Source organism: Janthinobacterium sp. 67, assembly GCF_002797895.1.
In the GTDB taxonomy this organism is placed as follows: domain Bacteria; phylum Pseudomonadota; class Gammaproteobacteria; order Burkholderiales; family Burkholderiaceae_D; genus Janthinobacterium.
In genome coordinates this window covers 2599322-2624243 of sequence record NZ_PGES01000001.1, presented here as the reverse complement: position 1 = coordinate 2624243, position 24922 = coordinate 2599322, and the positions used below count along the sequence as shown (strand labels likewise).

At 62.3% G+C, this 24922-nt stretch carries 22 protein-coding genes; 10 read left to right on the top strand and 12 right to left on the bottom strand.

Annotated elements, in window-relative coordinates:
* Positions 1 to 79: 79 nt before the first annotated feature.
* Positions 80 to 1060, bottom strand: coding sequence for an Hsp33 family molecular chaperone HslO (hslO, locus tag CLU90_RS11760; protein ID WP_100427998.1), 981 nt, complete (start codon positions 1058 to 1060; stop codon positions 80 to 82).
* Positions 1061 to 1064: 4 nt separating this feature from the next.
* On the bottom strand, positions 1065 to 1589 hold the full coding sequence (locus tag CLU90_RS11755) for a gamma carbonic anhydrase family protein (RefSeq protein WP_100427997.1): 525 nt from the start codon (positions 1587 to 1589) through the stop codon (positions 1065 to 1067).
* A gap of 207 nt (positions 1590 to 1796) precedes the next feature.
* Here CLU90_RS11755 and CLU90_RS11750 point away from each other — a divergent pair, with 207 nt between their 5' ends.
* From CLU90_RS11750 to bamC, 8 genes are all read left to right on the top strand, one after another.
* Positions 1797 to 2672: an alpha/beta fold hydrolase gene (locus tag CLU90_RS11750; RefSeq protein ID WP_100427996.1), complete on the top strand. Its 876-nt coding sequence runs from the start codon at positions 1797 to 1799 to the stop codon at positions 2670 to 2672.
* Positions 2673 to 2762: 90 nt separating this feature from the next.
* Positions 2763 to 3596: a 3',5'-nucleoside bisphosphate phosphatase gene (locus CLU90_RS11745; RefSeq protein WP_092710763.1), complete on the top strand. Its 834-nt coding sequence runs from the start codon at positions 2763 to 2765 to the stop codon at positions 3594 to 3596.
* Positions 3597 to 3690: 94 nt separating this feature from the next.
* Positions 3691 to 4575: a protease HtpX gene (gene htpX / locus CLU90_RS11740; RefSeq protein ID WP_092711314.1), complete on the top strand. Its 885-nt coding sequence runs from the start codon at positions 3691 to 3693 to the stop codon at positions 4573 to 4575.
* A gap of 38 nt (positions 4576 to 4613) precedes the next feature.
* Positions 4614 to 5237: an L-threonylcarbamoyladenylate synthase gene (locus tag CLU90_RS11735; protein WP_046685844.1), complete on the top strand. Its 624-nt coding sequence runs from the start codon at positions 4614 to 4616 to the stop codon at positions 5235 to 5237.
* 93 nt (positions 5238 to 5330) lie between these two features.
* A complete protein-coding gene (locus CLU90_RS11730) occupies positions 5331 to 6008 on the top strand; it encodes a site-2 protease family protein (RefSeq protein ID WP_092710760.1) in 678 nt (225 codons plus the stop codon).
* A 42-nt stretch (positions 6009 to 6050) separates the two neighbouring features.
* Complete coding sequence (locus CLU90_RS11725) at positions 6051 to 6623, top strand: class I SAM-dependent methyltransferase (RefSeq protein ID WP_092710756.1); 573 nt, start codon at positions 6051 to 6053, stop codon at positions 6621 to 6623.
* A gap of 84 nt (positions 6624 to 6707) precedes the next feature.
* Positions 6708 to 7586 (top strand): 4-hydroxy-tetrahydrodipicolinate synthase, encoded by an 879-nt coding sequence (gene dapA, locus CLU90_RS11720; RefSeq protein ID WP_034750679.1) that lies wholly within the window; start codon positions 6708 to 6710, stop codon positions 7584 to 7586.
* A gap of 81 nt (positions 7587 to 7667) precedes the next feature.
* Entirely contained in the window at positions 7668 to 8861 is a 1194-nt protein-coding gene (bamC, locus tag CLU90_RS11715) for an outer membrane protein assembly factor BamC (protein ID WP_100427995.1), read from the top strand.
* A gap of 170 nt (positions 8862 to 9031) precedes the next feature.
* Here bamC and CLU90_RS11710 read toward each other — a convergent pair whose 3' ends face one another.
* Together CLU90_RS11710 and CLU90_RS11705 are read right to left on the bottom strand one after the other, a co-directional pair.
* Entirely contained in the window at positions 9032 to 9286 is a 255-nt protein-coding gene (locus CLU90_RS11710; RefSeq protein WP_071650198.1) for a hypothetical protein, read from the bottom strand.
* 353 nt (positions 9287 to 9639) lie between these two features.
* Positions 9640 to 10761, bottom strand: coding sequence for a cupin domain-containing protein (locus tag CLU90_RS11705; protein WP_100427994.1), 1122 nt, complete (start codon positions 10759 to 10761; stop codon positions 9640 to 9642).
* Positions 10762 to 10854: 93 nt separating this feature from the next.
* On the opposite strand from CLU90_RS11705, the gene CLU90_RS11700 reads away from it, so the two are divergent.
* Positions 10855 to 11406: an FKBP-type peptidyl-prolyl cis-trans isomerase gene (locus tag CLU90_RS11700; protein WP_034750672.1), complete on the top strand. Its 552-nt coding sequence runs from the start codon at positions 10855 to 10857 to the stop codon at positions 11404 to 11406.
* A gap of 54 nt (positions 11407 to 11460) precedes the next feature.
* On the opposite strand, the gene CLU90_RS11695 is transcribed toward CLU90_RS11700, so the two are convergent.
* From CLU90_RS11695 to CLU90_RS11660, 8 genes are all read right to left on the bottom strand, one after another.
* Positions 11461 to 12498, bottom strand: a complete 1038-nt coding sequence (locus CLU90_RS11695) for a hypothetical protein (RefSeq protein ID WP_100427993.1) — start codon at positions 12496 to 12498, stop codon at positions 11461 to 11463.
* On the bottom strand, positions 12495 to 15188 hold the full coding sequence (mutS, locus tag CLU90_RS11690) for a DNA mismatch repair protein MutS (RefSeq protein ID WP_100427992.1): 2694 nt from the start codon (positions 15186 to 15188) through the stop codon (positions 12495 to 12497). The genes CLU90_RS11695 and mutS overlap by 4 nt, the downstream gene beginning before the upstream one ends.
* A gap of 431 nt (positions 15189 to 15619) precedes the next feature.
* Positions 15620 to 16177: a hypothetical protein gene (locus CLU90_RS11685; protein WP_157808809.1), complete on the bottom strand. Its 558-nt coding sequence runs from the start codon at positions 16175 to 16177 to the stop codon at positions 15620 to 15622.
* On the bottom strand, positions 16174 to 18393 hold the full coding sequence (locus CLU90_RS11680) for a serine/threonine-protein kinase (protein ID WP_100427990.1): 2220 nt from the start codon (positions 18391 to 18393) through the stop codon (positions 16174 to 16176). The genes CLU90_RS11685 and CLU90_RS11680 overlap by 4 nt, the downstream gene beginning before the upstream one ends.
* Positions 18394 to 18594: 201 nt before the next feature.
* On the bottom strand, positions 18595 to 19917 hold the full coding sequence (locus CLU90_RS11675) for an aspartate aminotransferase family protein (protein ID WP_100427989.1): 1323 nt from the start codon (positions 19915 to 19917) through the stop codon (positions 18595 to 18597).
* Between the two features lie 83 nt (positions 19918 to 20000).
* Positions 20001 to 20888: a MurR/RpiR family transcriptional regulator gene (locus CLU90_RS11670; RefSeq protein WP_100427988.1), complete on the bottom strand. Its 888-nt coding sequence runs from the start codon at positions 20886 to 20888 to the stop codon at positions 20001 to 20003.
* A 44-nt stretch (positions 20889 to 20932) separates the two neighbouring features.
* Positions 20933 to 21244, bottom strand: a complete 312-nt coding sequence (locus CLU90_RS11665) for a hypothetical protein (RefSeq protein ID WP_139178173.1) — start codon at positions 21242 to 21244, stop codon at positions 20933 to 20935.
* Positions 21245 to 21515: 271 nt separating this feature from the next.
* Positions 21516 to 24173 carry a TonB-dependent receptor gene (locus CLU90_RS11660; protein WP_232731171.1) on the bottom strand — a complete coding sequence of 886 codons (2658 nt, stop codon included), beginning with the start codon at positions 24171 to 24173 and terminating at the stop codon, positions 21516 to 21518.
* A 292-nt stretch (positions 24174 to 24465) separates the two neighbouring features.
* Between CLU90_RS11660 and CLU90_RS11655 the strand changes: the two genes are divergently transcribed.
* On the top strand, positions 24466 to 24900 hold the full coding sequence (locus tag CLU90_RS11655; RefSeq protein ID WP_092710725.1) for a hypothetical protein: 435 nt from the start codon (positions 24466 to 24468) through the stop codon (positions 24898 to 24900).
* Positions 24901 to 24922: the final 22 nt, after the last annotated feature.

Here is a 24922-nt window from a genome sequence, read left to right as displayed (position 1 = left end):
AAGATGACAGCAGAAACAATTGCGCCGCCTCAGGGGCGGCGCGGAACGATGATGGCGAAACTGTAATGCTGGGTCGAGCTTAGTTGATGCTGGCGGCTGGCGGAATCAGGACTTCGGCCGGCGCATCCGTGATGAACAGCTGCGCGCAATCGACCTTGTCGAAATCATAGTGCTGGCCGCAGAAGTCGCAGTTCACGCCCACGTGGCCGATTTCAGCCAGGGTATCGTTGACTTCCTGCTCGCCCAGCATCTTGAGCATATTGCCCACTTTTTCGCGCGTGCAAGTGCAGTGGAAGCTCGGGTGCAGCGGGTCGAAGACGCGGATCGTTTCTTCCCAGAACAAACGCTGCATCAGGGTATCGATGTCGGTAGCGAGGATTTCTTCCTCTTTCAGGGTCGACGCCAGCATCACGGCGCGGTTCCACGTGTCGAGGGCATCTTCCTCCGACACGGGTGTCGCTTCGGCCTTGCCGCCATGGTGGGGCAGTTTTTGCAGCAGCAGGCCGCGCGAGACGGTGTCGTCCGTGGCCAGCCACAGACGCGTGTCGAGCTGTTCCGAGCGCAACATGTAGTTTTCGATGACGGTCGCCATGTCGTCGCCGTCCAGCGGCACGATGCCCTGGTACGGCTGCTGGCCCGGCACCTTGTCGGCCGGGTCCAGGGTGATGATGAAGCGGCCCTTGCCCGTGGCGTTGAGCAGTTGCGGCACGGTGGCGCCGTCGGCAATGACGGCGTCCGGGTCGAGCTTGGCCGTGGCGCGCAAACGCAGGTCGGAGTCGCACTCGACGACCATCAGGCGCACGGGACCGTCGCCATGGATTTGCATGATGATGGAGCCGTTGAATTTCAGGTTGGCCGACAGCAGGGCGGCGGCAGCCACCATTTCGCCCAGCACTTTTTTCACGGCCGTCGGGTAGGCGTGGCGCGACACCACTTCCTGCCAGGTGTGGGAGACGTCGATGAACTGGCCGCGCACGGCGGCGTTGTCGAAAATAAATTTTTGCAGGGTATCCTGGCCGGTGGCGGCAGCGCTGACGGCGCCCGTGGTTTCAGTCGTCATACTTTTATCCAATCTTCTTGAGTTGCGTATTAAATAGCTGGCCGCGCTGCACATAGTTCACGGCGTTGCCTTGTAGCCTGGTGATATCGTCTGCCGTCAGGGCCCGCACGGCTTTTGCCGGTGAGCCGAGGATCAGCATATTGTCGGGAAATTCCTTGCCTTCCGTGACCAGGGCGCCCGCGCCGACCAGACAATTCTTGCCGATCTTCGCGCCGTTCAGGATCACGGCCTGGATGCCGATCAGGGCGCCATCGCCGATCGTGCAGCCATGCAACATCGCCTGGTGGCCGATGGTGACGTTCGATCCGATGTCGAGCGGGTAGCCCGGGTCCGTGTGCAGCACGGCGCCTTCCTGCACATTGCTGTTGGCGCCCACGGTAATGCGTTCGTTGTCGCCGCGAATCGTGGCGCCGAACCATACGGACGTATTCGCTTCCAGGGTCACCTTGCCGATCACGTTGGCCGTGTCGGCAACAAAAGCGGAAGCATCAATCTGCGGCGCATCGGCGCCCAATTGGTAGAGTGTCATCGTTAGCCTGTGGCGGTGGTGGAAGCGCCGGGCGCGGCCGGACGCGGAAGTTTTGCGCTATTTTACGCTGTTGCAGGGCAAGTCCGGGCGCCGGCCGTCAATCCGGTATAATTATCGAACGGTCGTACTTTTATGTCCGCACTATCTACAGACACAGCATGTGGCGCCATTCGCGCCACTTTCAAGGCAGGCAATGAGATGAAACCCATGAAACTTTCCCGTTCCGAATTCATCAACATCCGCGGCGCCCGCACGCACGTGCGCCACTGGGGCCGCGAAGGGGCGCCCATCCTGTTCATGGTGCATGGCTGGATGGACGTGGCCGCCTCGTTCCAGTTCGTCGTCGACGAGTTGCAAGGCGACTGGCACGTGATCGCGCCCGACTGGCGCGGCTTTGGCCTCAGCGACTACACGCAATCGGACACTTACTGGTTCCCCGACTACCTGGCCGACCTCGACGCCATGCTGCTGCATTATTCGCCCGATGCCCCCGTCAAGCTGCTCGGTCACAGCATGGGCGCCAACGTGGCCGGCCTGTACGCGGGCGTGCGGCCCGAGCGCATCAGCCGTTTCATCAACCTGGAAGGCTTCGGCATGATGGCAACCAGGCCGGAGCAGGCGCCGGGCCGCTACGCCAAGTGGCTGGACGAATTGCGCGAGCCGCCCGCCATGCGCAGCTATCCCACGCAAAAGGCTGTGGCCGAGCGCCTGCAAAAGACCAACCCGCGCCTGCCGGACGAACGCGCCGCTTTCCTCGCCGAGCACTGGTCGGCGCAGAACGAGGCGGGTGAGTGGGACATCATGGGCGACCCGCAGCACAAGCGGGTCAATCCCATCCTGTACCAGGTGGAAGAAGTGATGGCGTGCTGGCGCCGCATCACGGCACCTGTGCTGTGGGTGGAGGCCGATGACACGAATATGTGGCAATGGATGGGGCCGAAGGAGCAGGCCCGCATCGAAATCGACCGGCGTTTGGCCTGCATCAAGGATGTGCGCTGCGAGATGATGCTGGACGCGGGCCACATGCTGCACCATGACCAGCCGGCGGCACTGGCGCGTCTCGTGGAAGCCTTTTTGGCCTGATGTGTGTCGGGAACGCCGCAGCGCGATTGGACAAGCAGCGTACAATGAAAACTTCTTCCATGCTGAGCCCGTGCAGGGTATTGTTTTCACATGCTTAAAGTCGACCTGCATTGTCATTCGAATATTTCCGACGGCGTACTTGCGCCCGCCGCCGTGGCCGCCTACGCACGCAAGGCCGGTGTCGACGTGTGGGCGCTGACGGACCACGATGAAGTGTCGGGCGTGGCCGCCGCGCGCGCGGCCGCACTGGACCTGGGCATGCGCTTCGTGGCCGGCGTGGAAATTTCCATTACGTGGGCCGGCGAAACCGTGCACATCGTGGGCTTGCAAGTCGATGAAAACAATCCGGGCCTCGTGCAGGGCTTGCACCAGACGCGCTCGGGGCGCGACGCGCGCGGCCGCGAAATCGCCCGCCAACTGGACCTGGCCGGCATCCCCGACGCCTATGAAGGGGCCTTGAAATTCGTCGGCAACCCGGACCTGATGTCGCGCACGCACTTTGCCCGCTACATCGTGGAAATGGGGAAATGCGCGAACATCCCCGACGTGTTCAAGAAGTACCTGTCGGAAGGCAAGCCTGGCTACGTCGAGCACCGCTGGGCCACCCTGGCCGAAGCGGTGGGCTGGATACGCGGCGCGGGTGGCGTGGCCGTCATTGCCCATCCGGGCCGCTACCGTTTCAGCGACATGGCGCAAGGCGTGCTGTTCGATGAATTCAAGCAGCTCGGCGGCGTGGCCATCGAAGTCGTCACGGGCAGCCATAGCCCGGACCAGTATCCGGAATACGCGCAGTTGGCCAACGCCTACGGCTTCCTCGCCTCGCGCGGCACGGATTTCCATGCGCCGGGCGAATCGCGCGTGGATTTTGCCAAGTTGCCGCCTTTACCTGCCAGCGTTACGCCCATCTGGCACGACTGGTTCTAGGACGCGGCTGGCCTGCGCCTGCCGCGCGGGCTTGAAAAGTCGCGGCAGCATACTTATCTTTTAGTTATTCTTGTTTTTTCCGGAGCCATTGCCCATGAAACGTATCGTCCTTTTTATCGCCACCAACCTGGCCGTGATGCTGGTGCTGTCGCTCGTGCTCAGTTTGCTGGGCGTGGGCAATCCGGCGCGCGGCAGCAGCCTGAACCTGGGCAGCCTGCTGGTGTTTTCGCTGGTGGTGGGCTTCACGGGATCGATCTTTTCCCTGTTGATCAGCAAACCGATGGCCAAGTGGAGCACGGGCGCGCGCGTGATCGACAACCCGACCTCGTCGACGGAATTGTGGCTGGTCAATACCGTGCGCGCGCTGTCCGAGCGGGCCGGCATCGCCATGCCGGAAGTGGCCGTGTACGAAGGCGACGCGAATGCGTTTGCCACAGGCGCCTTCAAGAATTCGGCGCTGGTGGCCGTCTCCACGGGCTTGTTGCAAAGCATGAACCGCGATGAAGTCGAGGCCGTGCTGGGCCATGAGATCGCCCACGTCGCCAATGGCGACATGGTGACACTCACCCTGATCCAGGGCGTGGTGAACACCTTCGTCGTCTTCATGGCCCGCGTCGTGGGGTTCTTCGTCGACAATGTGCTGCTGAAAAATAACAACCGCGAGGGCGGCGGACGTGGCATCGGTTACTTTGTGACCGTGATGGTGTGCGAAGTCATTTTCGGCCTGCTCGCTTCCATCATCGTTGCCTGGTTCTCGCGCCAGCGCGAATTCCGCGCCGATGCCGGTTCGGCCAAGCTGCTGGGCAGTCCCACGCCGATGATGCACGCGCTGGCCCGCCTGGGCGGCGTGCATCCGGGCGAGCTGCCGCAATCGATGCAGGCGCTGGGCATCAGCGGCGGCAATGGTGGCTGGGGCGCGCTGTTCGCCACCCATCCGCCGATCGAACAACGCATCGCCGCGCTGCGCGGCGTACAATAATGCTAACTTAACAAGCTGGTCCGCCAGAACGCTTACACATGAGTCAATTTTTCCAGATTCACCCTGATAATCCGCAATTGCGCCTGATCAAGCAGGCGGCGCAAATCATCCAGTCCGGCGGCGTCGTGGCCTTGCCCACGGATTCCTGCTACGCGCTCGTATGCCAGCTCGACGACAAGGGCGCCGTCGAGCGCCTGCGCCGCATCCGTGGCGTGGATGAAAAGCACCATCTCACCTTGCTGTGCCGCGACTTGAGCGAGCTGGGCGTGTACGCCCGCGTGGACAACCGCCAGTTCCGCCTGCTCAAGGCGGCCACGCCGGGCGCCTACACCTTCATCCTGGAAGCGACCAAGGAAGTGCCGCGCCGCCTCAGCCACCCATCGCGCAAGACCATCGGCCTGCGCGTGCCGCAGCACCGCATCGTGCAATGCCTGCTGGAAGAGCTAGGCCAGCCGCTGCTGGGCGCGACATTGACCTTGCCCGGCGACGAAGAGAGCCTGACGGATGCCGACACCATCCGCGAGCGCCTGGAAAAGCTGGTCGACCTGATCATCGATGGCGGCGTCTGCGCGCATGGCCCCAGCACCGTGATCGACCTGACGGGACCGGAGCCGGAAGTGGTGCGCGTGGGACGCGGCGACCCGGCCGTGCTGGGCTTGTAGAGGGGCAGGGTGCGTCCTTGCCGCGCCGCTCTTCATCTGTTCTTAATGACAACGTAAGAAAGAGGCTATGGCGCCTCTGGTAGAATCGCGGTCATGAGTGATTTCAATACGATAGTCCAGACCGTTGCGGTGTACCTGGTGCCGGTGCTGTTTGCCATTTCCCTGCATGAGGCGGCGCACGGCTACGCGGCCCGCTATTTCGGCGATCCCACAGCCTCGAACGAGGGCCGGCTGAGCCTCAATCCCATCCGGCATATCGATCCTTTCGGCACGATCTTGCTGCCCTTGATGCTGTATTTCACGATCCAGGTGCCGTTCGGCTATGCCAAGCCGGTGCCCGTCGATTTCAGCCGGCTGCGCAATCCGAAGAAGCAGATGGCCTGGGTGGCCTTTGCCGGGCCAGGCGCCAATTTCGCCATGGGCCTGGGCTGGATGATCGCCTTTGTCGTGCTCAGCGTTATGCCGCCGACGGAAATGGGCATGTTTTTCCGCAAGATGGCGGGCGCCGGCGTCAGCGTGAATGCGGCCATGTTCGTCTTTAACCTGATTCCCGTGCCGCCCCTCGATGGCGGACGCATCATGACGGGCTTGCTGCCGATGCAGCTGGCGCGCCCTTACGCCAGCATCGAGCGCTACAGCCTGTATGTGTTCGGCGCCCTGGTGCTGCTGATGTATACGGGCATCTTGAACCGCGCCTTGCTGGCGGCGATCGAATTTGTCATCGGCATTTTTGTCACCGTGGTCACGCCGCTGACGGCCCTGTTGACGTGAAACAAGCAACTGGATATACGCAAATAATTGATGGAAGTACCGATGCAAGTCACTGAACCAATATTAGAAACCGAAGCGATTTCCGGCTGGCTGCGCCGCTGGGCGCCCCTGATCCCGGGCGGCGAAGTGCTGGACCTGGCCTGCGGCGCAGGCCGCCATGCGCGCCACCTGGTGAGCCTGGGCCACCCCGTGATCGCGCTCGACCATGATCCGGAAATGCTGGAAAAGGCGGCCGGCACGGGCATCACCACTTCGCTGGTGGACCTGGAGGCGCCGGGAGCCGTGTGGCCCTTCGCACCCGGCCGCTTTGCCGGCATCGTCGTCACCAATTATCTGCACCGGCCGCTGCTGGACGCCATGGTTGCCAGCCTGGCACCCGATGGCGTGTTGTTGTACGAAACGTTTGCCGAAGGCAATGAGCAGTTCGGCAAGCCGTCGAATCCGAAATTCCTGCTGAAGGAAGGCGAAATGCTGACCTGGGCGGTGCAGCAGGGCTTGCGTGTGGTAGCGTATGAGGATGGGCGCGTGGAACAGCCAAAAGCTGCTCTGGTGCAACGAATTTGTGCCGTCCGGCCGGATTTTCCACGGTTGGCAGCGCTGCTGCCGACGTTTTGAGCGGCCATACTATGTCAGAATGCACCACAGGCGCGGGCTATCCGCTACAATCGTTGTTTTATTTATCGGCGCTATAAACTTACTATGATCAAGGGCAGCATTGTAGCAATCGTCACCCCGATGCACGCAGACGGCAGTCTGGACTTTCCAGGTCTGCGCAAGCTGATCGACTGGCATATCGCCGAGGGTACGGACGGCATCGTCATCGTTGGCACAACGGGCGAATCGGCAACAGTCAGCGTGGAAGAACACTGCGAACTGATACAGTTGACCGTCGAACATGCCAAGGGACGCATTCCTATCATCGCCGGCGCCGGAGGCAACTCCACGGCCGAGGCCATCAAACTGACGCGTTACGCGAAAGAAGCGGGCGCCGATGCTGTCCTGCAAGTGGTGCCATACTACAACCGTCCTACCCAGGAAGGCATGTACCAGCACTTCAAGGCCATCGCCGAAGCCGTCGACATTCCCGTCATCCTGTACAACGTGCCTGGCCGCACGGTTGCCGACATGAGCAACGAGACCATCGTGCGCCTGTCCGCCATCCCGAATATCGTTGGCGTGAAAGATGCGACCGGCAATATCGGCCGCGGCATCGACCTGCTGCGTTTGGTCCCAGCGGACTTCGCCGTGTACTCGGGCGACGATCCGACGGCCATGGCGCTGATGTTCTGCGGCGGCCACGGCAATATTTCCGTGACGGCCAACGTCGCGCCGCGCGCCATGCACGAACTGTGCGTCGCGGCCATGGCGGGCGAGCGCGCCACGGCAATCGCCATCAATAACAAGGTTTTCCCTCTGCACCAGAAGCTGTTTGTCGAGCCCAACCCGGTGCCCGTCAAATGGGCGATGGCTGAAATGGGCCTGATGCCTGCCGGCATACGCTTGCCGCTGGTGCCGCTGGCTGAAAACTGCCATGCCACCGTGCGCGATGCCTTGCGCGACGCCGGTATCCTGTCTTAAGGCCGAACTTCAAGCCCGGACTCGACCAGTCCGGACCTTCCCTGATTCCAGCTGCTACTTAGCTTCTTATCCAGTTACGACATGACTAATTGCAAGAAAAACCAATCGGCGCCTGCCACCATCGCCGTCCGCGGCATCGTCATCGGCGCCATCGCAGCCAGCCTCGCGGGCTGCGGCATGATCAGTTCGGTAGTAGGCGGCGACAAGGTCGACTACAAGTCGGTCAAGAAAGCCGGCACCCTGGACGTGCCGCCTGACTTGACGCAGTTGCAGCAGGACAACCGCTACTCCTTGCCCGATGCGAAAAACGGCGTGGCCACCGCTTCCGGCTACAACGCGCAGCGCAACGCCACGGCCGGTACGCCTGTCGTCGTGGGCGCCGATGGCGTGGTCGGTGTCGTGCCGGTCACGGCAGGCGGCGTGAAGGTCGAGCGCGCGGGCAACCAGCGCTGGCTGGTCGTCAAGCAGTCGCCTGAAGTGCTGTGGCCGCAACTGAAGCAGTTCTGGGAAGATTCGGGCTTTTCCATCGCCGTCGACCAGCCGACGGCCGGCATCATGGAAACCGAGTGGAACGAAAACCGCGCCAAGGTGCCGCAGGACTTTATCCGCAGCACCATCGGCAAGGCTTTCGACTCGCTGTACTCGACCGGTGAAAAAGACAAGTTCCGCACCCGCGTGGAGCGCCTGGCCGACGGTTCGACCGAGATCTACATCAGCCACCGCGGCGTGGAAGAGGTCGTTACGGGCCGCGACAAGGAAACCACCACCTGGACCGCTCGCCCGAACGATCCGGGCCTGGAAGCGCAATTCCTGGCCAAGCTGATGACGCGCCTGGGCGCGGCCAGCGACGATGCGCAGGCGAAGACGGCTGTCGACGCCGCCATCGTGCAGCCGCAGCACGCCAAGCTGGTCGGCGACACCGCCACGCCTGCGCGCGCCATCGAAGTCGATGAAGCGTTCGACCGCGCCTGGCGCCGTGTCGGCCTGGCGCTGGACCGCGTCGGCTTCACCGTGGAAGACCGCGACCGCACGCAAGGCACGTATTTCGTGCGTTACGTCGATCCGGACGCCGTCAAGAAAGATGGTTTCTTCTCGAAACTGTTCAGCTGGGGTTCGTCGTCCGACAAGGACAAGGAAGCGCAGCGCTACCGCGTTCTCGTCAAGGCCGGCACGGGTTCGACCAGCCTGGTCAGCATCCTCAGCAACGAAGGCAAACCCGATACTTCGCCAGTGGCAGAGAAGATCCTGGGTCTGCTGAACGATCAGTTGAAATAAGCGTCAGCTACGCGGCAGGTATCCAAACCTGCCGCGCATTAAAAAAGGCTGGCCCGGGAAACCGGGCCAGCCTTTTTATTGCCTGCGTCCGGCGTCATATCCTGCGGATAACACGCCGGACGCAAAAAAGCCGGCCCGAAGGCCGGCTTTCTTTCTTGCGGGGTGCTAAATTACTTAGCAGCCGATGCAGCAGCCGAAGCGGCAGCAGCAGCGTCCGAAGCGGCCGAAGCAGCGCTCGAAGCAGCAGCAGCAGCGTCGGTAGCGGCCGAAGCAGCAGCGTCAGCAGCAGCAGCTGGAGCAGCTTCAACTGCTGGTGCTGGTGCTGGGGTTTCAACTACTGGTGCTGGTGCAGGAGCTTCTTCTTTTTTGCTGCAAGCAGCCAGAGCAACAACCATCAGGGAGGCGATCAGCAGGGATTTTTTCATTTGTTTTCCTTAATTATTTCAAAAAATAAATCAACATTGTTGCGATGAATAATTACCGGTAATTATCGCTCGTTAGGTCGTCTTCGAAGGCTTTTCGTACCAGGTGGTGCCTGCCAGACAACGGAAACTTCCTAACCGAATATTATAGCGATTTTTGGTGCGTCGCAATAGGAGCAAGAGGCAAATTCGCAACTATTTTGTGATATCGCAATATTTGCCGAAGCAAATTGCAAGCAAGTGTAAGTGTTTTGCGAAAGCGCGACAAAACGATATAAAAATAATATGTTTCATTGCGCTGGCGCAGAAGCTGTTATTTTGCCTACTGTAATACCACTTTGCTACGCCGCACCCATTCAAGCCAGTTCGATCCAGCCATCCTGATACCAGGTGTACAAGGCATCCATCACGTCATCGGAAGCCTGGGCCACGGCGGCGCCATCCAGGGCGCGTTCGTTGGCCAGGGTTTCCAGGGCCGCTTTATCGGCCTTGCCAATGGCAAACGATTCGCCATTGATGAAGACATTCTTGCCACGATACAGCATCAGCGTCTTGCGCGACAACACGACACCCTTTTTCTGCGCGGCGTCCGCGAAGCGGCCCACCGTCAGCGGTTTCGACAGCGGCGTGAAAAACACATTGTGCTTCGGTTCCGACAGGTGTTCGCCGAGGAAAATCGTCACGTCTTCTTCCGTGAAGCGCACCTTGTTCAGTTCTTCCGCGATGGTGCTGAGCATTTCACGGGGGATTTCCGCCGGCTTGCCCGACGCTTTCAGGTCTGGATCGCTGTAGATGCCCGGCAAGTCGATCGAGTCGGCCATGAATTGCAGGAAAGCTTCGCCCAGTTCCTGGAACGAAGGCGAGCGGAAGCCGATCGAATACGTCTGGCAGTCGCCGATGGCCACGCCGTCGTGCGCGTAGTGGGGCGGCAGGTACAGCATGTCGCCCGGTTCCAGGGTGAATTCTTCGTCGGGCGTGAAGTTGCTGAGGATTTTCAGCGGCAAGCCGTCGATCAGGCTCAAGTCTTTCTGCGCGCCGATGCGCCAGTGGCGCTTGCCCTGACCTTGCAGCAGGAACACATCATAGGAATCGAAATGCGGGCCCACGCCGCCGCCATCGGTGGCAAAGCTGACCATCAGGTCGTCCAGGCGCGCGTCCGGCAGGAAGCGGAACTGGCGCAGCAGGGCGTCGGCCTTGGCGCTGTGCAGGTTGGCGCCCTGCACCAGCAGGGTCCATTCCTTCTGTTTCACTGAGGGCAGGCTGGTCAGCGGACCTTGCTGCATGTTCCAGTGGCCATCCGCATGGCTGACCAGGCGCGATTCGACGTGGTCGAGGGTAGCCAGCTCGGCCAGCGCCTTGAAATCGAACAGTGCCTTGAAGCCGGGTACGGCCTGGCGGATCAGCAGGGGCTTTTTATGCCAGTAGTCGCGCAGGAATTGCGCCGGCGTGATATCGCCGAGGAGAGTTAATGTTTTCATGCGCCCATTATAACAACCGGAAATGCAGGAATGCGCCTGCCGTTGGCGGCGTGAAGGTATAATTTGCCAGCTTATACAATGAAAGGAAGCATAATGAAGATTGCCAAAAATACGGTCGTGACTGTCAACTACAAACTGTCAGACGCGCAAGACAATCTGATCGAAGACGGCCGCCAGCCGATGGTCTACCTGCACGGTGATTATGAAAACACCCTGCCGAAGATCGAAGAAGAACTCGACGGCAAGGAAGTTGGCTATTCCAACACGATCCAGATCGAACCGGATGATGCTTTCGGTGAATACGATCCCGCCTTGGTCAAGGTCGAGCCGCGCAACCGCCTGCCTGAGCCGCTGGAAGTGGGCATGCAGTTCGAAGGCATGCCGGAAAGCGATTCGCCGGACGAAGAAGCGATGATCTTCACGGTCACCGACATCGCCGACGACAAGGTCGTGCTGGATGGTAATCATCCGCTGGCCGGCATCGCGCTGCGCTTCTCGCTGACCGTCGCCGACGTGCGCGCCGCCACCGACGAAGAAATCGCCCATGGCCACGTGCATGGCGCACACGGCCATGACCATGGCGATGAAGATGATGAAGGCGAAGGCGAAGAGGGCGACCACTTCCGTACGCATCCGATTCATTAATACTGCTTGTTCCAGGCCGGCTATATGCCGGCCTGTTCGTTTGTGCCGCTGTTATTAACGGCGCACAGTCGACGCCTTAACCCGCGCTTGCGCCGATGGGCGCGTGGCGCGTTGACGCACCTCAAAGAATGGCGTCTTGCCTGGCCGTACGGCGATGGCGGACCAGTCGTTGTCGATGCTGACGTGGCCCAGGTCGCCTTTCCAGCTGATTTTCGGCCCGCCTGCCTTGGCCGCGGCCTTTTTACTCTTCCCTTCCTTGCCGTCCGCGTCGCCATCGCGCTGCGTATCGACGAGCAACACCTTGCCGCTGAACTTCTTCGCCAGGGTACGAACCTGCTTGCGCGGTCCGGCAAAGCCGTCCTGTTTCGAACTGAAGCTGGGCAGCAACGAATTGTCGTCTTCATCGAGCACGCCCATGTCGCCATCGGAAAACAGCACGATGCCGTCGAGCTGTTTGCGCTGCGCCATGGCGAACAGGCGCTGCAGCCAGGAACGGTTGGCGACCAGGCGGTCTTCGAATTCGCTGTTGCGTCCCGCTTCCGGCAGGAAATGGTTGTTATTCGCGGGCAGGTTGATGGTGGCAAACAGCACGCCGCCGTATTCCCAGTGGGCGTTTTCCGCATAGCTGCGGAACTTCGCCGTCGATGACAGCCGCGACAGGGTCAGCTTGCGCTGGCCCAGGCTCTGGTCGTCGGCGAAATACACGTCGCGCAAGCGGTTCAGGCGTTCGATGGCGTTGACCCTGCCGCGCGAGTTGCGGCAGTTGGCCCAATCGCTGGCCGACAGCGAGACGATCAGCGGCGGGCCGCTGGCGTCGAGCAAGTCCTTGCGCTGGCTGTACAGCTTGTCGCTGCACGATTCGCTGGCCGCCTTGATGCCGGTGGCCACGACGAACGATGCATTGAAGGCGCTCGTGTCGGCGATGGCTTTTTTCAGGGGGCCATCGTCGGGTCCCGCGTTGAAGGAGTGGCCCAGCACGGCAAACTCGAAGCCGGCCTGGTCGCTCTGGGCGGCCAGCGCCGCTTGCCACGGCAGGCTGGCAGCGAGCAAGCCGGCGGCCAGCAGGTGGATCGCGCCGCGCCGGCAGGTCATGCGGCGGCCAGCCGTTTCAACTGGTACAGCTGCTCGAGCGCATCGCGCGGCGTGAGCGCATCGGGATCGAGGTCGGCGATGGCGTCGAGCAAGGCTTGCTGCGCCGCGTTCAACGCGGCCAGCGGCGCCGATGCTTCCTCTTCTTCCTCCTGCGCATACGGATCGGCGGCCGGGGCGGCGAACAGGTCGCGCTGCGGCGTGGCGTCGAGCGCCTGCGCTTCCAGGCGCGCCAGGTGCTTGCGCGCGGCCTTGATCACGGGTTGCGGCACGCCGGCCAGTTGCGCCACCTGCAAGCCGTAGCTTTGCGAGGCGGGACCGGCTTGCACGGCGTGCAGGAAGACGATGCTGTCCTTGTGCTCGACGGCGGACAAGTGCACGTTGGCGGCGCTCGGGTGGCTGTCCGGCAATTGCGTCAGCTCAAAGTAATGTGTGGCGAACAGGGTGAAGCTGCGGCTTGTGTCGATCAGGTGGCGCGCGATGGCCCATGCCAGCGCCAGGCCGTCGAAGGTCGAGGTGCCGCGGCCCACTTCATCCATCAGCACCAGCGAATGCTCGGTGGCGCCGTTCAAAATGGCGGCCGACTCCGTCATTTCCACCATGAAGGTCGAGCGTCCGCCCGCCAGGTCGTCGGTGGCGCCGATGCGCGTGAAGATGCGGTCGATGGGGCCGATGGTGGCGGACGCGGCCGGCACGTAGCTGCCCACGTAGGCCAGCAGGGTGATCAGTGCCACCTGGCGCATGAAGGTCGATTTACCGCCCATGTTCGGGCCGGTGATCAACAGCAGCCGGCGCTCGTTGACGAAGCGGCAGTCGTTGGCGATGAAGCGCTCGATCTGCTTTTCCACCACGGGATGGCGGCCTTCGACGATGTTGATGCACGGCTCGTCGACCAGTTGCGGCGCGGCCCAGTTGTGCTGCTGCGCGTGTTCCGTCAGCGCATTCAGGGTGTCGAGCTGGGCCAGGCCTTGCGAAATCGTCTGCAAGGTGCCGATGTGCGGCGCCAGGTCGGCCAGCAGCAGGTCGTACAGCATTTTTTCGCGCACGAGGGCCTTGTCCTGCGCCGACAGGGCCTTGTCTTCGAACACCTTCAATTCCGGCGTGATGTAGCGCTCGGCGTTTTTCAGGGTCTGGCGGCGGCGGTAGTCGTCCGGCACCTTGTCCGTCTGGCCGTGCGTGACTTCAATATAGAAGCCGTGCACCTTGTTGTATTCGACGCGCAGGTTGGCGATGCCCGTACGGGCCCGTTCGCGCGTTTCCAGGTCGAGCAGGAACTGGCCCGCGTTTTCCGACAGCGCGCGCAATTCGTCCAGTTCCGCATCGAAACCGGTGGCAAATACACCGCCGTCGCGCACCATGGCGGCCGGTTCCTGCGCCACGGCGCGCACCAGCAAGTCCAGGCAGGCGGCCGGCGTCGCCAGGGCCGTGTGGATGGTGGCCAGCAAGCCGTTCTCGCCGCCCTGGCCAGGACCATAACAGCGGACGACGTCGCCGCGCAGGGCCGGCAGTTGCAGCAGGCCGTCGCGCAGGGCGGCCAGGTCGCGCGGACGCGCCGACAGCAGCGCGATGCGCGTGGTGATGCGTTCGATATCGGGCACTTGCGCCAGAGTGGCGGCGAGCGGAGCGGCCGCTTCGCTTTGCGCCAGCGCGGCGATGGCTTCATGGCGCGCGCGCGCCACGTTCTGGTCGCGCCGCGCATGGTGCAGCCAGTGGCGCAGCATGCGCGAACCCATGGCGGTGCGGCAATGATCCAGCAGGGAGAACAAGGTCGGCGATTCCTGGCCGCGGATGGTTTCCGTCAGTTCCAGGTTGCGGCGTGTGGCCGCGTCCAGGCCGATGAATTCGCTTTCCGTTTCCGTCGTCAGGGAGCGCACGTGCTGCAGACCGCGTCCCTGCGTCGACTGCGCATAGCGCAGCAGCGCGCCGGCCGCGCCGAACGCGGCGCCGAGGCCATCGGCGCCAAAGCCCGTCAAAGTCGCCACACCCAACTGGTCGAGCAGGGCCTTGTGGCCGCCCACCACGTCGAAATGCCAGTCCGGCACGCGGTTGATGTGCGTGCCCGCGTAGTCGTCAAACAGGTTGCCATTGTCGCCGCTGAGAATTTCAGCCGGCACGATGCGTTCCAGTTCCTGCTGCAATCGCACGGCCACGGTGCTGCTGTCGCCGGAAAACTCCATCAGTTTCAAGGCTCCGCTGGCCAGCGACAGCCAGGCCAGGCCCGTCGTGACCGTCTTGCGCTGCGTGATGCTGCACATGGCCAGCAGCGGGCGCTCGGCCTTTTCGGGCAGCAAGTCCGCATCCGTCAGGGTGCCGGGCGTGACGACGCGCATGACCTTGCGCTCGACGGGACCCTTGCTGGTGGCCGGGTCGCCGATCTGTTCGCAAATGGCCACCGACTCGCCCAGCTTGACCAGCTTGGCCAGATAGCCGTCGAGCGAATGAAATGGCACGCCGCACATTTTAATGGGGTTGCCACTGGCCACGCCGCGCGCCGTCAGGGTAATGCCCAGCAAGCGCGACGCTTTTTCCGCATCCTCGAAAAACAGCTCGTAGAAATCGCCCATGCGGTAGAAGACCAACATCGTCGGGTGGTTCTCCTTGATGCCTAAATATTGCTGCATCATGGGAGTGAGCTTTTCAGCCGAATTTTTCTTTGCCGCGGCGGCGTTGATTTCTTTTGGGACGGTGGTCATGTGTTCTTTGTCGTTGGTCCGGCGGCAGGGAGGCGTATGCCTGCCGGGCTGTGTGTGGTGCTATGTGCATTCTAGGCCGCGCCATGTGGCGGAGCTTGGGTTCAAGGCCGTCATTTTACCGCTTTCGGCGGGCAGGGCGGCGTATTGCGTGCGGATGTGAGCAAGCAGCATGTTGCGGCTGTGCCGTTGAGACACCAGGCAAGCGGAATTGCCTTGGTCGGCTGGGAGTAGGGAAGCGCAACAGGGAGGGCACGGCCAAGGATAAGGCCGTTGATGCAGTGATGCCATAAAATGCCGCTTGCATGCTTGCGACCGCATATGCGCAGTTCACCCTGTCTGATTCACTGTATATGCTTCAAGAAGGCAGTATATACATCCCGGCCTGGGGGGGGGGCACGGTGCCACCGGGCCGTGACGGAATACTGGCACGGTTACAGGCTACCGTTGCCTCCAACAGAGCTTTCTGGGTCGAAGGAGAACACGCGCAGCTCTGGCTGGACGTCTTCGCCTCGCATGATGCGTACGGTCATGACAAACGACAATTCCCAGCGGCCGCTTGCGTAACCCACGTCCAGGTTGTGCTTCCATTCCTGGCGAATGTGGTGCAGGTTCGGCCGTTCTGGTTCACCCAGCAGTTGCTGGATTTCGAAGTCCAGCGGCAACTGATAGGTGGCGCCCACTGCTTGCAAAAATGGCGATGGTGGCGAGTAGATAGTCGGTACTTTTGGACCGATCTGCGTCAGTTGTGGTACGGTAACGATGCAGCAGTCGACGATCTGGAACGAGGTGAAACCACTGTCCTTAGAGCCGCAGCAAGTAACGTCGAGATAGACATGCTGGCCCTTCTGGAAGTGCACGCCGCCCATGTAGGGGCCATGGCGCGGATCGGCCGTGCCGTCGCACGAGGTGAAACTGTAGTCGAGCTGATTGGTAATCTGATCTGCATCAAAATGCACGGATAACTTCATCCAGGGGCTTACAGGCGTCATTTTTTACTGTCTCTTTCCAGGTTGATAAGAAGTTGTTGATAGCGGTAATCACGCCGCAGGTTTAAAAGATCGGGGGCGGACTCGATCAGGTTGCGTGGGTAGCCAAGTTTGCTGGCCTTGAGTAATGCATCAAGCGCCTCGCTACGGTTGCCGATCAGTTCATGCGTGAGGGCGGCGCGAAATTGCACATCCGCTACTTGTGGCGCCAGGCTGAGTGCATGCCGTACTCCGGCAAGCGCCTGTTGCTTTTCCTCTGCGTAGGCCTGATAGAGCGCCATTCGCGAATTCAGTGTGATGTCGTTTGGCATTCGTTTAAGCATCGGCTGTACTAGTGCAATGGCACGCTGATACGATTGTTTCGAGGCCCCCACTTGGGCAGGCACCCAGCGTTGGGCATCGGCCAGATTAGCCCACAATAAATAGATGCCAGGCCCGCCTTTTCGTTCCGATACGGCACTCTTAAACGCTTGGACTGCGCCCAGATAGTCACCTTTTGCAAACAGGGATGTGCCCAGATTGGAGTAGAGTTCCCAATAGGGGCTTACTTGCAGTCCTTGCTGCAGCACTTGTAAGGCCTCGTCATCGCGATTCTGGCGTAACAGGGCGGCATTCAGATAGGCGTAGGTCGCGGGGGAGCGCGGGTTCATGCGTATGCTTTGACGGAACGCTTGTTCCGCACCAACGTAATCGCCTTTCTTATAGTACATATAGCCGAGTAATGTAATGAGCAAGTACTCCTGCGGATGGGCAAGGATGGCCTGGTCTAATACCTGCTTGGCCTGCTCAAACTTGTAACTGACGATATACAGGCGTGCCTTGCCGTACAGTGCCAAGAAATTATTTGGTTCCAAATTCAATGAAATGGTTGCCTCACGCAGCGCATCCTCATTCTTGCCATGGTATTCGTGGACCCAGCCTTGGGCCACGTGGGCAAGTGCTAGCTGGTCATCCGCAGCCAGTGCCTGTTTCGCATTGACATCTGCCCGCTGTAGCCAAGTCTCATCGCGACCATCGCCCAGGTAGCGTAAAGTCGACGCAATGGATAGTCCTGCTGCCGCGGTCGCATTGGCCGGATTATGATGTAGCACGGCAGTAAACTGCTCAATGGGTATTTTCTGGCTGCTGTCGAGGTCAAATGCTCGCAAGGCATCCATGCCAGCCTTCATCGCAGCCATTTCCGAAAACTGCGCCGTGGAGTAATGACCACGCAAAGCTGCAAGCAGGCTAGGGCCTTGCCACGCTGCCAGAGTCAGTATAGCAACGGCGCCAGCGGCCACCACGGCGCGCTTGACCGGCACCTGCAGGCGAATCGCAATCGAGGCCGGTGGTTTGGCGGGAACCGTCTTGGCGGCCAGTATTGGCGCTGGCACCGCCAGTGTGCGCTGCCCATCTATCGCCTCGCGCACGTCGCGCATGGTGCGTGGCCGTTCGGCCGGGTCGTGCGCCGTCATCGCGCGCACGAGGGCGTTGATGGCGGGCGGGACGGAGTCCGGCAGGTCGGGCCACGGTTCCGTCGCCTGCATGTGGGCGGAGGCCAGGGCCAGGCCGTTCAGGTGGGCGAAGTGGCGCTGGCCGGCCAGCATTTCGTACAGCATGGCGCCCAGCGCGTAGACGTCGCCGCGCGTGTCGGGCAGGCGGCCCATCAGGCGCTCGGGCGCCATGTAGGCGATGGTGCCTTGCAGGTCGCACAGGGTCGTCGTTTGCGTGGCTTGCGGGTCGATGTGGCGGGCCAGGCCGAAATCGAGGATGCGCACTTGACCGTCCGCTTCCAGCATCAGGTTCGACGGTTTCAGGTCGCCGTGGACGAGGTCCATGGCGTGCGCCTCGTCCATCGCGTCGGCGATCTGGTAGGCGATGTCGAGCGCCGTTTGCAGGTCCGCCTTGCCGCTGTGCATGAACTGGCCCAGGGTCTGGCCTTCGACCAGTTCCATGACGATAGACTGGCCCGTGCCCTGGCCCTCGATGGCAAAAATGCGCACGAAAGCCGCATGCCTGAGCGAAGCGGCCAGGCGCGCTTCATTGATCAGTTTTTCCGGATGCAGCACGTCGGCTTGCGGTTTCAGGCGTTTCAGCGCCACGCTACGGCACAGCTTGGCATCCCACGCTTCGAATACATGGCCGAAACCGCCTTCGCCCAGCAAGCGGCGCACTTCATAGTGTCCGCTGATCGTGTCGTCTTGCAGTGGGGGCTGACGCAGGGAGTCGAGCAGTTCCATATACCTTGGCTTCAGAGTGCATCAACGTGGGCGTCAAGCATCGAAAAGGGGTAATGCGATGATTGAATGCCCAAGATGATTGATTTTGAGTAACTTCCTGATTTAAAACGATTGTTTAGAATAAGTCAATTAATATTGGCAAGGAGTGAACAGAAACTGCTGGCAGTCGCCTTTGCGCGTTTCTGCCACAGGCATGCGCGGTTACGCCACACAGGCATCGATGGCCATGCCCAGCTTGCCGACGATCTCATCGACGTGGCTGGCGTCGACGATGTAGGGCGGCGCCAGCAGGATGTGGTCGCCGTGCAGGCCGTCGATGGTGCCGCCCATGGGGTAGCACATCAGTCCGTTTTGCATGGCTTGCGCCTTGATGCGCGCGTGCAGGCGGCGGACCGGGTCGAACGGCTGCTTGGTATTGCGATCCTGTACCAGTTCCAGACCGAGGAACAGGCCGCGGCCGCGGATGTCGCCCACGTGCGCATGGCCGTCGAAACGCTGGCGCAGCCGTTCTTGCAGCAGGCCGCCCATGGCGCGCACGTTGGCCAATAAATCGCGTTCCTCGATCTGCCGCTGTACGGCCAGGGCGGCGGCGCAGGCCGTGGCGTGGCCGATATACGTGTGGCCATGCTGGAAGAACCCTGTGCCGGCGCGGAGGGTGTCGCGGATTTCCCGCGACACCATGACGGCGCCGATGGGCTGGTAGCCGGCACCGAGGCCCTTGGCGATGCAGATCAGGTCAGCCGTGACGCCTTCCTGCTCGCAGGCGAACAGGCTGCCCGTGCGGCCCATGCCGCACATGACTTCGTCGAGGATCAGCAGGATGCCGTGGCGCTGGCAGATCTCGCGCATGCGCGCAAAATAGCCGGCGACGGCGGGCAGGGCGCCGGCCGTGGCGCCGACGACGGGTTCGGCGATGAAGGCCATGACGTTGTCCGCGCCCAGTGCGGCGATATGGTCTTCCAGTTCCTGGCCCAGGCGCGCCACGTAGTCGCCATCCGTTTCAGCTTCCTGCTGGTCGCGCCAGGCGTAGCAGGGCGACACGTGGGTGACGCCAATGAGCAGCGGTTCGAACTGCTGGCGGCGCCAGGCGTTGCCGCCCGTGGCCAGCGCGCCCAGCGTATTGCCGTGGTAGCTTTGGCGGCGCGCGATGACGTGGCGGCGCTGCGGCTGGCCCCGTTCCACGAAATACTGGCGCGCCAGCTTGAGCGCGCTTTCCACCGCTTCCGAACCGCCCGAGACGAAATACACGCTGTCGATGCCGGCTGGCGCCCGGGCGACGAGGAAGTCGGCCAGCTGCTCCATCGGTTCGGTGGTAAAAAAGGAGCTGTGCGCGTACGCCAGCGTGGCAATCTGCTGCTGCACGGCGGCGATCACGGCCGCATCCGAATGGCCGAGGCAGGAGACGGCCGCGCCGCCGCAGGCGTCCAGGTAGCGCTTGCCATCGGCATCGATCAGGTAAGGGCCGTCGCCGCCCACGGCGACGGGATAGCTGGCGGTCAGGCTGCGGTGGAAGACGTGGCTCATGGCATCGCTTTCTTATCGGCAAGGAGGAGATGGCCGATTATAGGCTGCGTTGCGCCGCATTGCAACGTTCGATGTATTTATCTTTAAGTTACATCATTTGATGTTTTTGCATAGGCACCCAGCGTCCGCAACTGGTTTTCCGCCGCGCCGATGGCTAGTACGGCATCGTGCCCCGCGCGCGCCACGAGCAATTCCACCAGGCTTTCCACGGCCGCGACGCCGGCCACGATGGAGGGGAAGAACGAAGGGCTGTCGACGGCGATGACGATGCTGGCGTCGGCTAGCAGGGCCAGCGGCGACATGGCGCTGTCGCTGATGGCGACCACCTGGCAGCCGGCCTGGCGCGCCGCCTGCGCCACCAGCAGCGCTTCGCTCGAATACGGCGCGAAGCTGGCGACGACGACGGCTTCGCCCGCTTGCAGGGCGCGCAAGTCCATTTCCAGGGTGCCGCCCTGGCCGCTCAGCAGCTGCACGCTGGGGCGCAGCAAGCGGTACAGATAATGCAGGGTGTAGGCGATGGGGTGGGCGGCGCGGAAACCGGCCACGTGCACGCGGGGCGCTGCCTGCAGCAGAGCGGCGGCGGCCTCCAGGGCGGCGTGGTTGGCGCTTTCCGTGGCGACCAGGTTGCGCTGCTGCACAGTGAACACTTCGGTGACCAGGTCCCCGTCCTTGCCGGCCAGCGCGCCCGCTTTTGCCGCATACCCGGCCTGTCCCGCGCGCAGGCGTTCGACGAAGATGGCTTTCAGTTCCGGCCAGCCGGCAAAGCCCAGTTGCTGCGCCAGGCGTACGAGGGCGGCCGATTGCACCTGCGCGCGCGCGGCGATGCTGCGCATCGACGACACGGCCACTTCGTCCGGATGGTCGGCCAGGTAGCGGGCGCCGGCCTGGAATTGCGGGCTCAGTTCCGCATGGCGCGCCTTGATCAGGTCCATCAGTGCCGCATAGGAATCGTGGGGTGTCGCTGCCTGCATCGCCGTGCCTCATTTGATAGGTTGCGGCGATGGTACAGGATTCGTCAGCGCGCCGGTAGCGGCGCGCCTTGCGCCAGGGCGGCCGTGCGCGGACGCAGGCGGGCAAACAGGTGCGGCGCGGCCGGTTTGCGGTGCGGTCCCGTCGTCAGCACGCGCAAGGCGGTGGGCAGCGGCACGTCGTGGCAGTGCAAAAATAGGGCGGCGGCGCCCGTGCCGGCCATTTCCTGCAAGGCCAGCGCATGCTCGACCAGCGCCGCCGTGCGCATGTCGAGCCGCACGGGGATATCGGGTTGAAATAGCTGTGTATCGACGTGCCGTGCATCGCGCATGCTGTCCCCGCCGGGTTCGATGGTCAAGCTGCCAGCATAAAAGCGCCCCGGCGCCGCCACTTTGCGTTAAATCAATTCCTGTGTCGGATAGATTCCTCAAGGCAAAAAAACGCCAGCCGTTGCCAGCTGGCGCTGAAACTCCTCAAGGAAGAAGACATGTATTTCAACGACGTTTCGACGCCTGACAAAACCATCGCGAGCGGCAGTGATTTGTGGCCGAGAAGCGCAGCGGCACTGTAGTGCCGTGTGCATCGCCGGCCGCAAAGCGCGCCGCGCAGCCGGTTTGGTCAGGTGTTCACTAGTAGCTCCAGCGGACGGATAAACCTACGACCTTGTCATAGCGCCGCACGTCGCGCACATAGTCCGGCGTGTCGTGGTAGTCGCGGTAGGTCGAATCGAGCAGGTTGTTCGCGTCCAGGGTCACCGTGGTGTTCGGGTTGAGCTTGTACGAGACCGACGCGTCCAGGGTCTTGGTTGGCGCCACTGTCAGGTGGATGCCCTTGCCGCGGTAGTTGTAGTCGTCGACGTATTTGTCGCGCCAGCTGTAGGCCAGGCGCGCCGACCACGGTCCCTGTTCGTACAGGCCGACGATATTGGCCGACCACTTCGACATGCCGGTGAACGGGTGCACGCTGCCGTTCAATTCTTCCAGTTCGCCCGTCATGTAGGTGGCGTTCGCCTGCAGGCCCAGGCCGCTCATCCAGCCGGGCAGCTTGTCATAGAACTGCTGGTACGCCATTTCCAGGCCTTGCAGATGGCCTTTCGAGGTGTTGCGCGGACGCGTGATGTCGTACTCGATGCCGCCATACGTTTCCTTGGCCGAGCCGGACAGGATGTAATTCTTGAAGTTGTGGCGGAACACGGTGGCCGTGACGGAACCCGTCTGGGCGAAATACCATTCCAGCGCCACGTCGAGGTTCCTGCCTTCCACGGGTTTGAGGTCGGGATTGCCGCCGCTACCCGTCGGGCGCACCATTTCCAGGCTCTGGCCCAGGCTCACGCCGGGGTTGAAGTCGGCGAAGTTCGGGCGCTGCACGGCTTTGCCGGCCGTCATGCGGGCGATCAGGTCCTGGCGCAGCATGGCTTTCAAGGTCATGCTGGGCAACACGTCCGTGTCCGAGGTTTTTACGCGCACGGGCGTGATGGTGCCGTTTTGCGAGGAATTGCCTTGCAAGTCCTGCTTGGTCTGCACCACGCGCACGCCCAGGGTGCCGTCGACCGGTACTTGCGCCAGGTCAAAGCCGATGCGCGCCTTGCCGTAGACGGCATTGGTTTTTTCCACATCCTTGTAATGGGTCATCGGATCGTCTGGGCTGCGTTCGCTGCTGCCCGTAAACAGCTGGCGCAGCGCGGCCGTGTTGTTGAGCATGAAGTCGCGGCATGGCGTCAGCCAGCTTTGCAGGCCGAAGTTGCCCGTGTTCTCGTGCGAGGTGCACGCCAGGCCGGGAATCGCATCCGCATAGATCGTCGACGTCAGCCCGCCCTGGCCATTTTTTTCGCGGACCGATTCGGCCTTGCGCTTGGCCAGGCGCACGCCGCCCGAGAATTCGCGGAAGAAGCCCGTGCTGTCCATGTCGTAGCTGACGTCGCCGCGCCAGTCGGTCGAGCTGCCTTCGTCGTGACTGTGATTGTCGTAGAAGCCGAGCAGGGTGTAGTTCTTCGGATCCGTCATGTTGTAGCCGGGGTAGCTGATCTGCGCACCGCCGTTCACGTTCGTGCTGCCGATGATGCTGGTCGGATGGGCGAGGAAGTCGAGGATGGGAAATTCGCGCTCGAAGTTGCTCACCGTGCGCGCCAGCTCCGTCGTGGCGCGCAGCTGCGGCGTGATGTCCCAGCGCGCGCCGATGGCGCCTTGCGAACCGATCGAGCGGTCGCGCCGCGCCTGGGTCGAGCCCAGCGTGAACGGCGACCATGGGCCGTCGATCTTGCCCACCGTGGCCGCCTGATTGGTGCCGGGGATCAGGGTGATGTCCGGGGTCTGGCCCCAGGGCAGCGAACCGACGAAGAACTGGCTGTCGAAGGCGTGCTTGATCAGGGTCGACATGCCTTCCGCATACACTTCCACCTGCGAGTTCGGGCGCCACTGGAAGGCGGCGTTGGCCGCGTAGCGCTTGCGGTCGCCCACGGTAGGGATCATGCCGACGGAATCGGGACCCGTGATGTTGCCCGCGTCGGGGCGCTTGACGGGTTCGGCGTTCCAGATCGTCTCGTCATAGTACCTGCCGCGCTGGTAGGACAGGCCAAGCAGGGCACCGAATTCCCCGTATTGGGTCTTCCAGCGGTTCGAGACCATGCCGCCGACGTTCGGGTCCGTCGAGCCGGACTTGTCGCGGTGTTCGGCGCGCACGTTGCCCGATGCCGTAAAACCCTTGAAATCGAACGGGCGGTTGGTGCGCACGTCGACCACGCCGGCCGTGCCGCCTTCGACCATGTCGGCGCCCTGCGATTTGTACACGTCCACGCGCTGCAGCATGGCCGTCGGGATGTCGGCCAGGTACAGGCTGCGGCCCACGGACGTGAACATTTCGCGGCCGTTGAGCAGGGTCACCACGCCAGGCAAGCCGCGGATGATGACGGTGCCCGCTTCACCGCCTTCGCGGCGGATCTGCACGCCCGTCACGCGGCCGAGGATTTCGGCCACGTTCTTGTCGGGGAATTTGCCGATTTCATCGGCGACGATGGAGTCGACCACCTGGTCGTTGTTTTTCTTGATCGTCTGCGCGCTTTGCGCCGCCCTGCGCACGCCCGTGACGGCGACGACGGCCATGCCGGCATTGTCGGCCGGCGCCGGCGCCGCCGTTTCTTCCACCGGTGTTTCCACTGCGGGCGCCTGTTGCGCCCGTACGGAAGCGCTGCTCAGCAGGCCGGCGCCGGCCAAGGCGGCCACCGTCGCCTTCAAGGTCAAGCGTGTGTTTTGTCGGGACGTGCGGGTGCCCGGTGCCATCAATTGCATCATCTTGTCTCCACCTGTATTTTAGTTATGTTGAGAACGCTGCGGCAGTCGCCGCCAGAGCAGGAACTGGCTCAGGAAGCATGGTAGGGGGGAATGACTTTGCGCCACAAATGACTTCTTTTGCGATGTCCATATCAATTCCGGTATCCCTGCCGCATTCATGCGCCTGCCGGCCTTGCCCGCTCTCCACACGTGGCGAAAATAGTTTTGTATTTTTTGCCGGCGGCGGCGTTGAGGTAGCGATGCAGCGGCACCAGACGGGGCGTCGCCATCCCACTCAATGAAAGGAAGCACCATGTTGGCATCCACTATCACCGAACCGTTGCTGCGGCACTTGCAAGCGGACGGATATCAGGCGCAGATCGACAGCGATGGCGATATCGTCTTCCGTTTCGAAGGCATGGGCTATGTCCTGTGCTTTGACGCCGATGACGCGCAATTTGGAAAACTGCTGTTGCCGAATGTGTGGAGTATCGATACACAGGAAGAGCTGCTGCGCGTGCATGCCGCGCTCGATGAAGTCAACCGCCGCATCAAGCTGGTGAAAGGCCATGTGCAGCGCGGCCAGGTGTGGTTCTGCATCGAGATGCTGCTGCTCGAGCAGCAGCACTGGACGCATTTCCTCGCGCGTGCCACCCGCGCCATCGCGCATGCGGCGACGCTGTTTGCCAGCGAGATGCGGGCCGGCGCGCTGGCCGCGCAGGCGATCGGGAAAGCCGGTGCCGACTGAGGCGCAGGGATGAAAAAGGGCG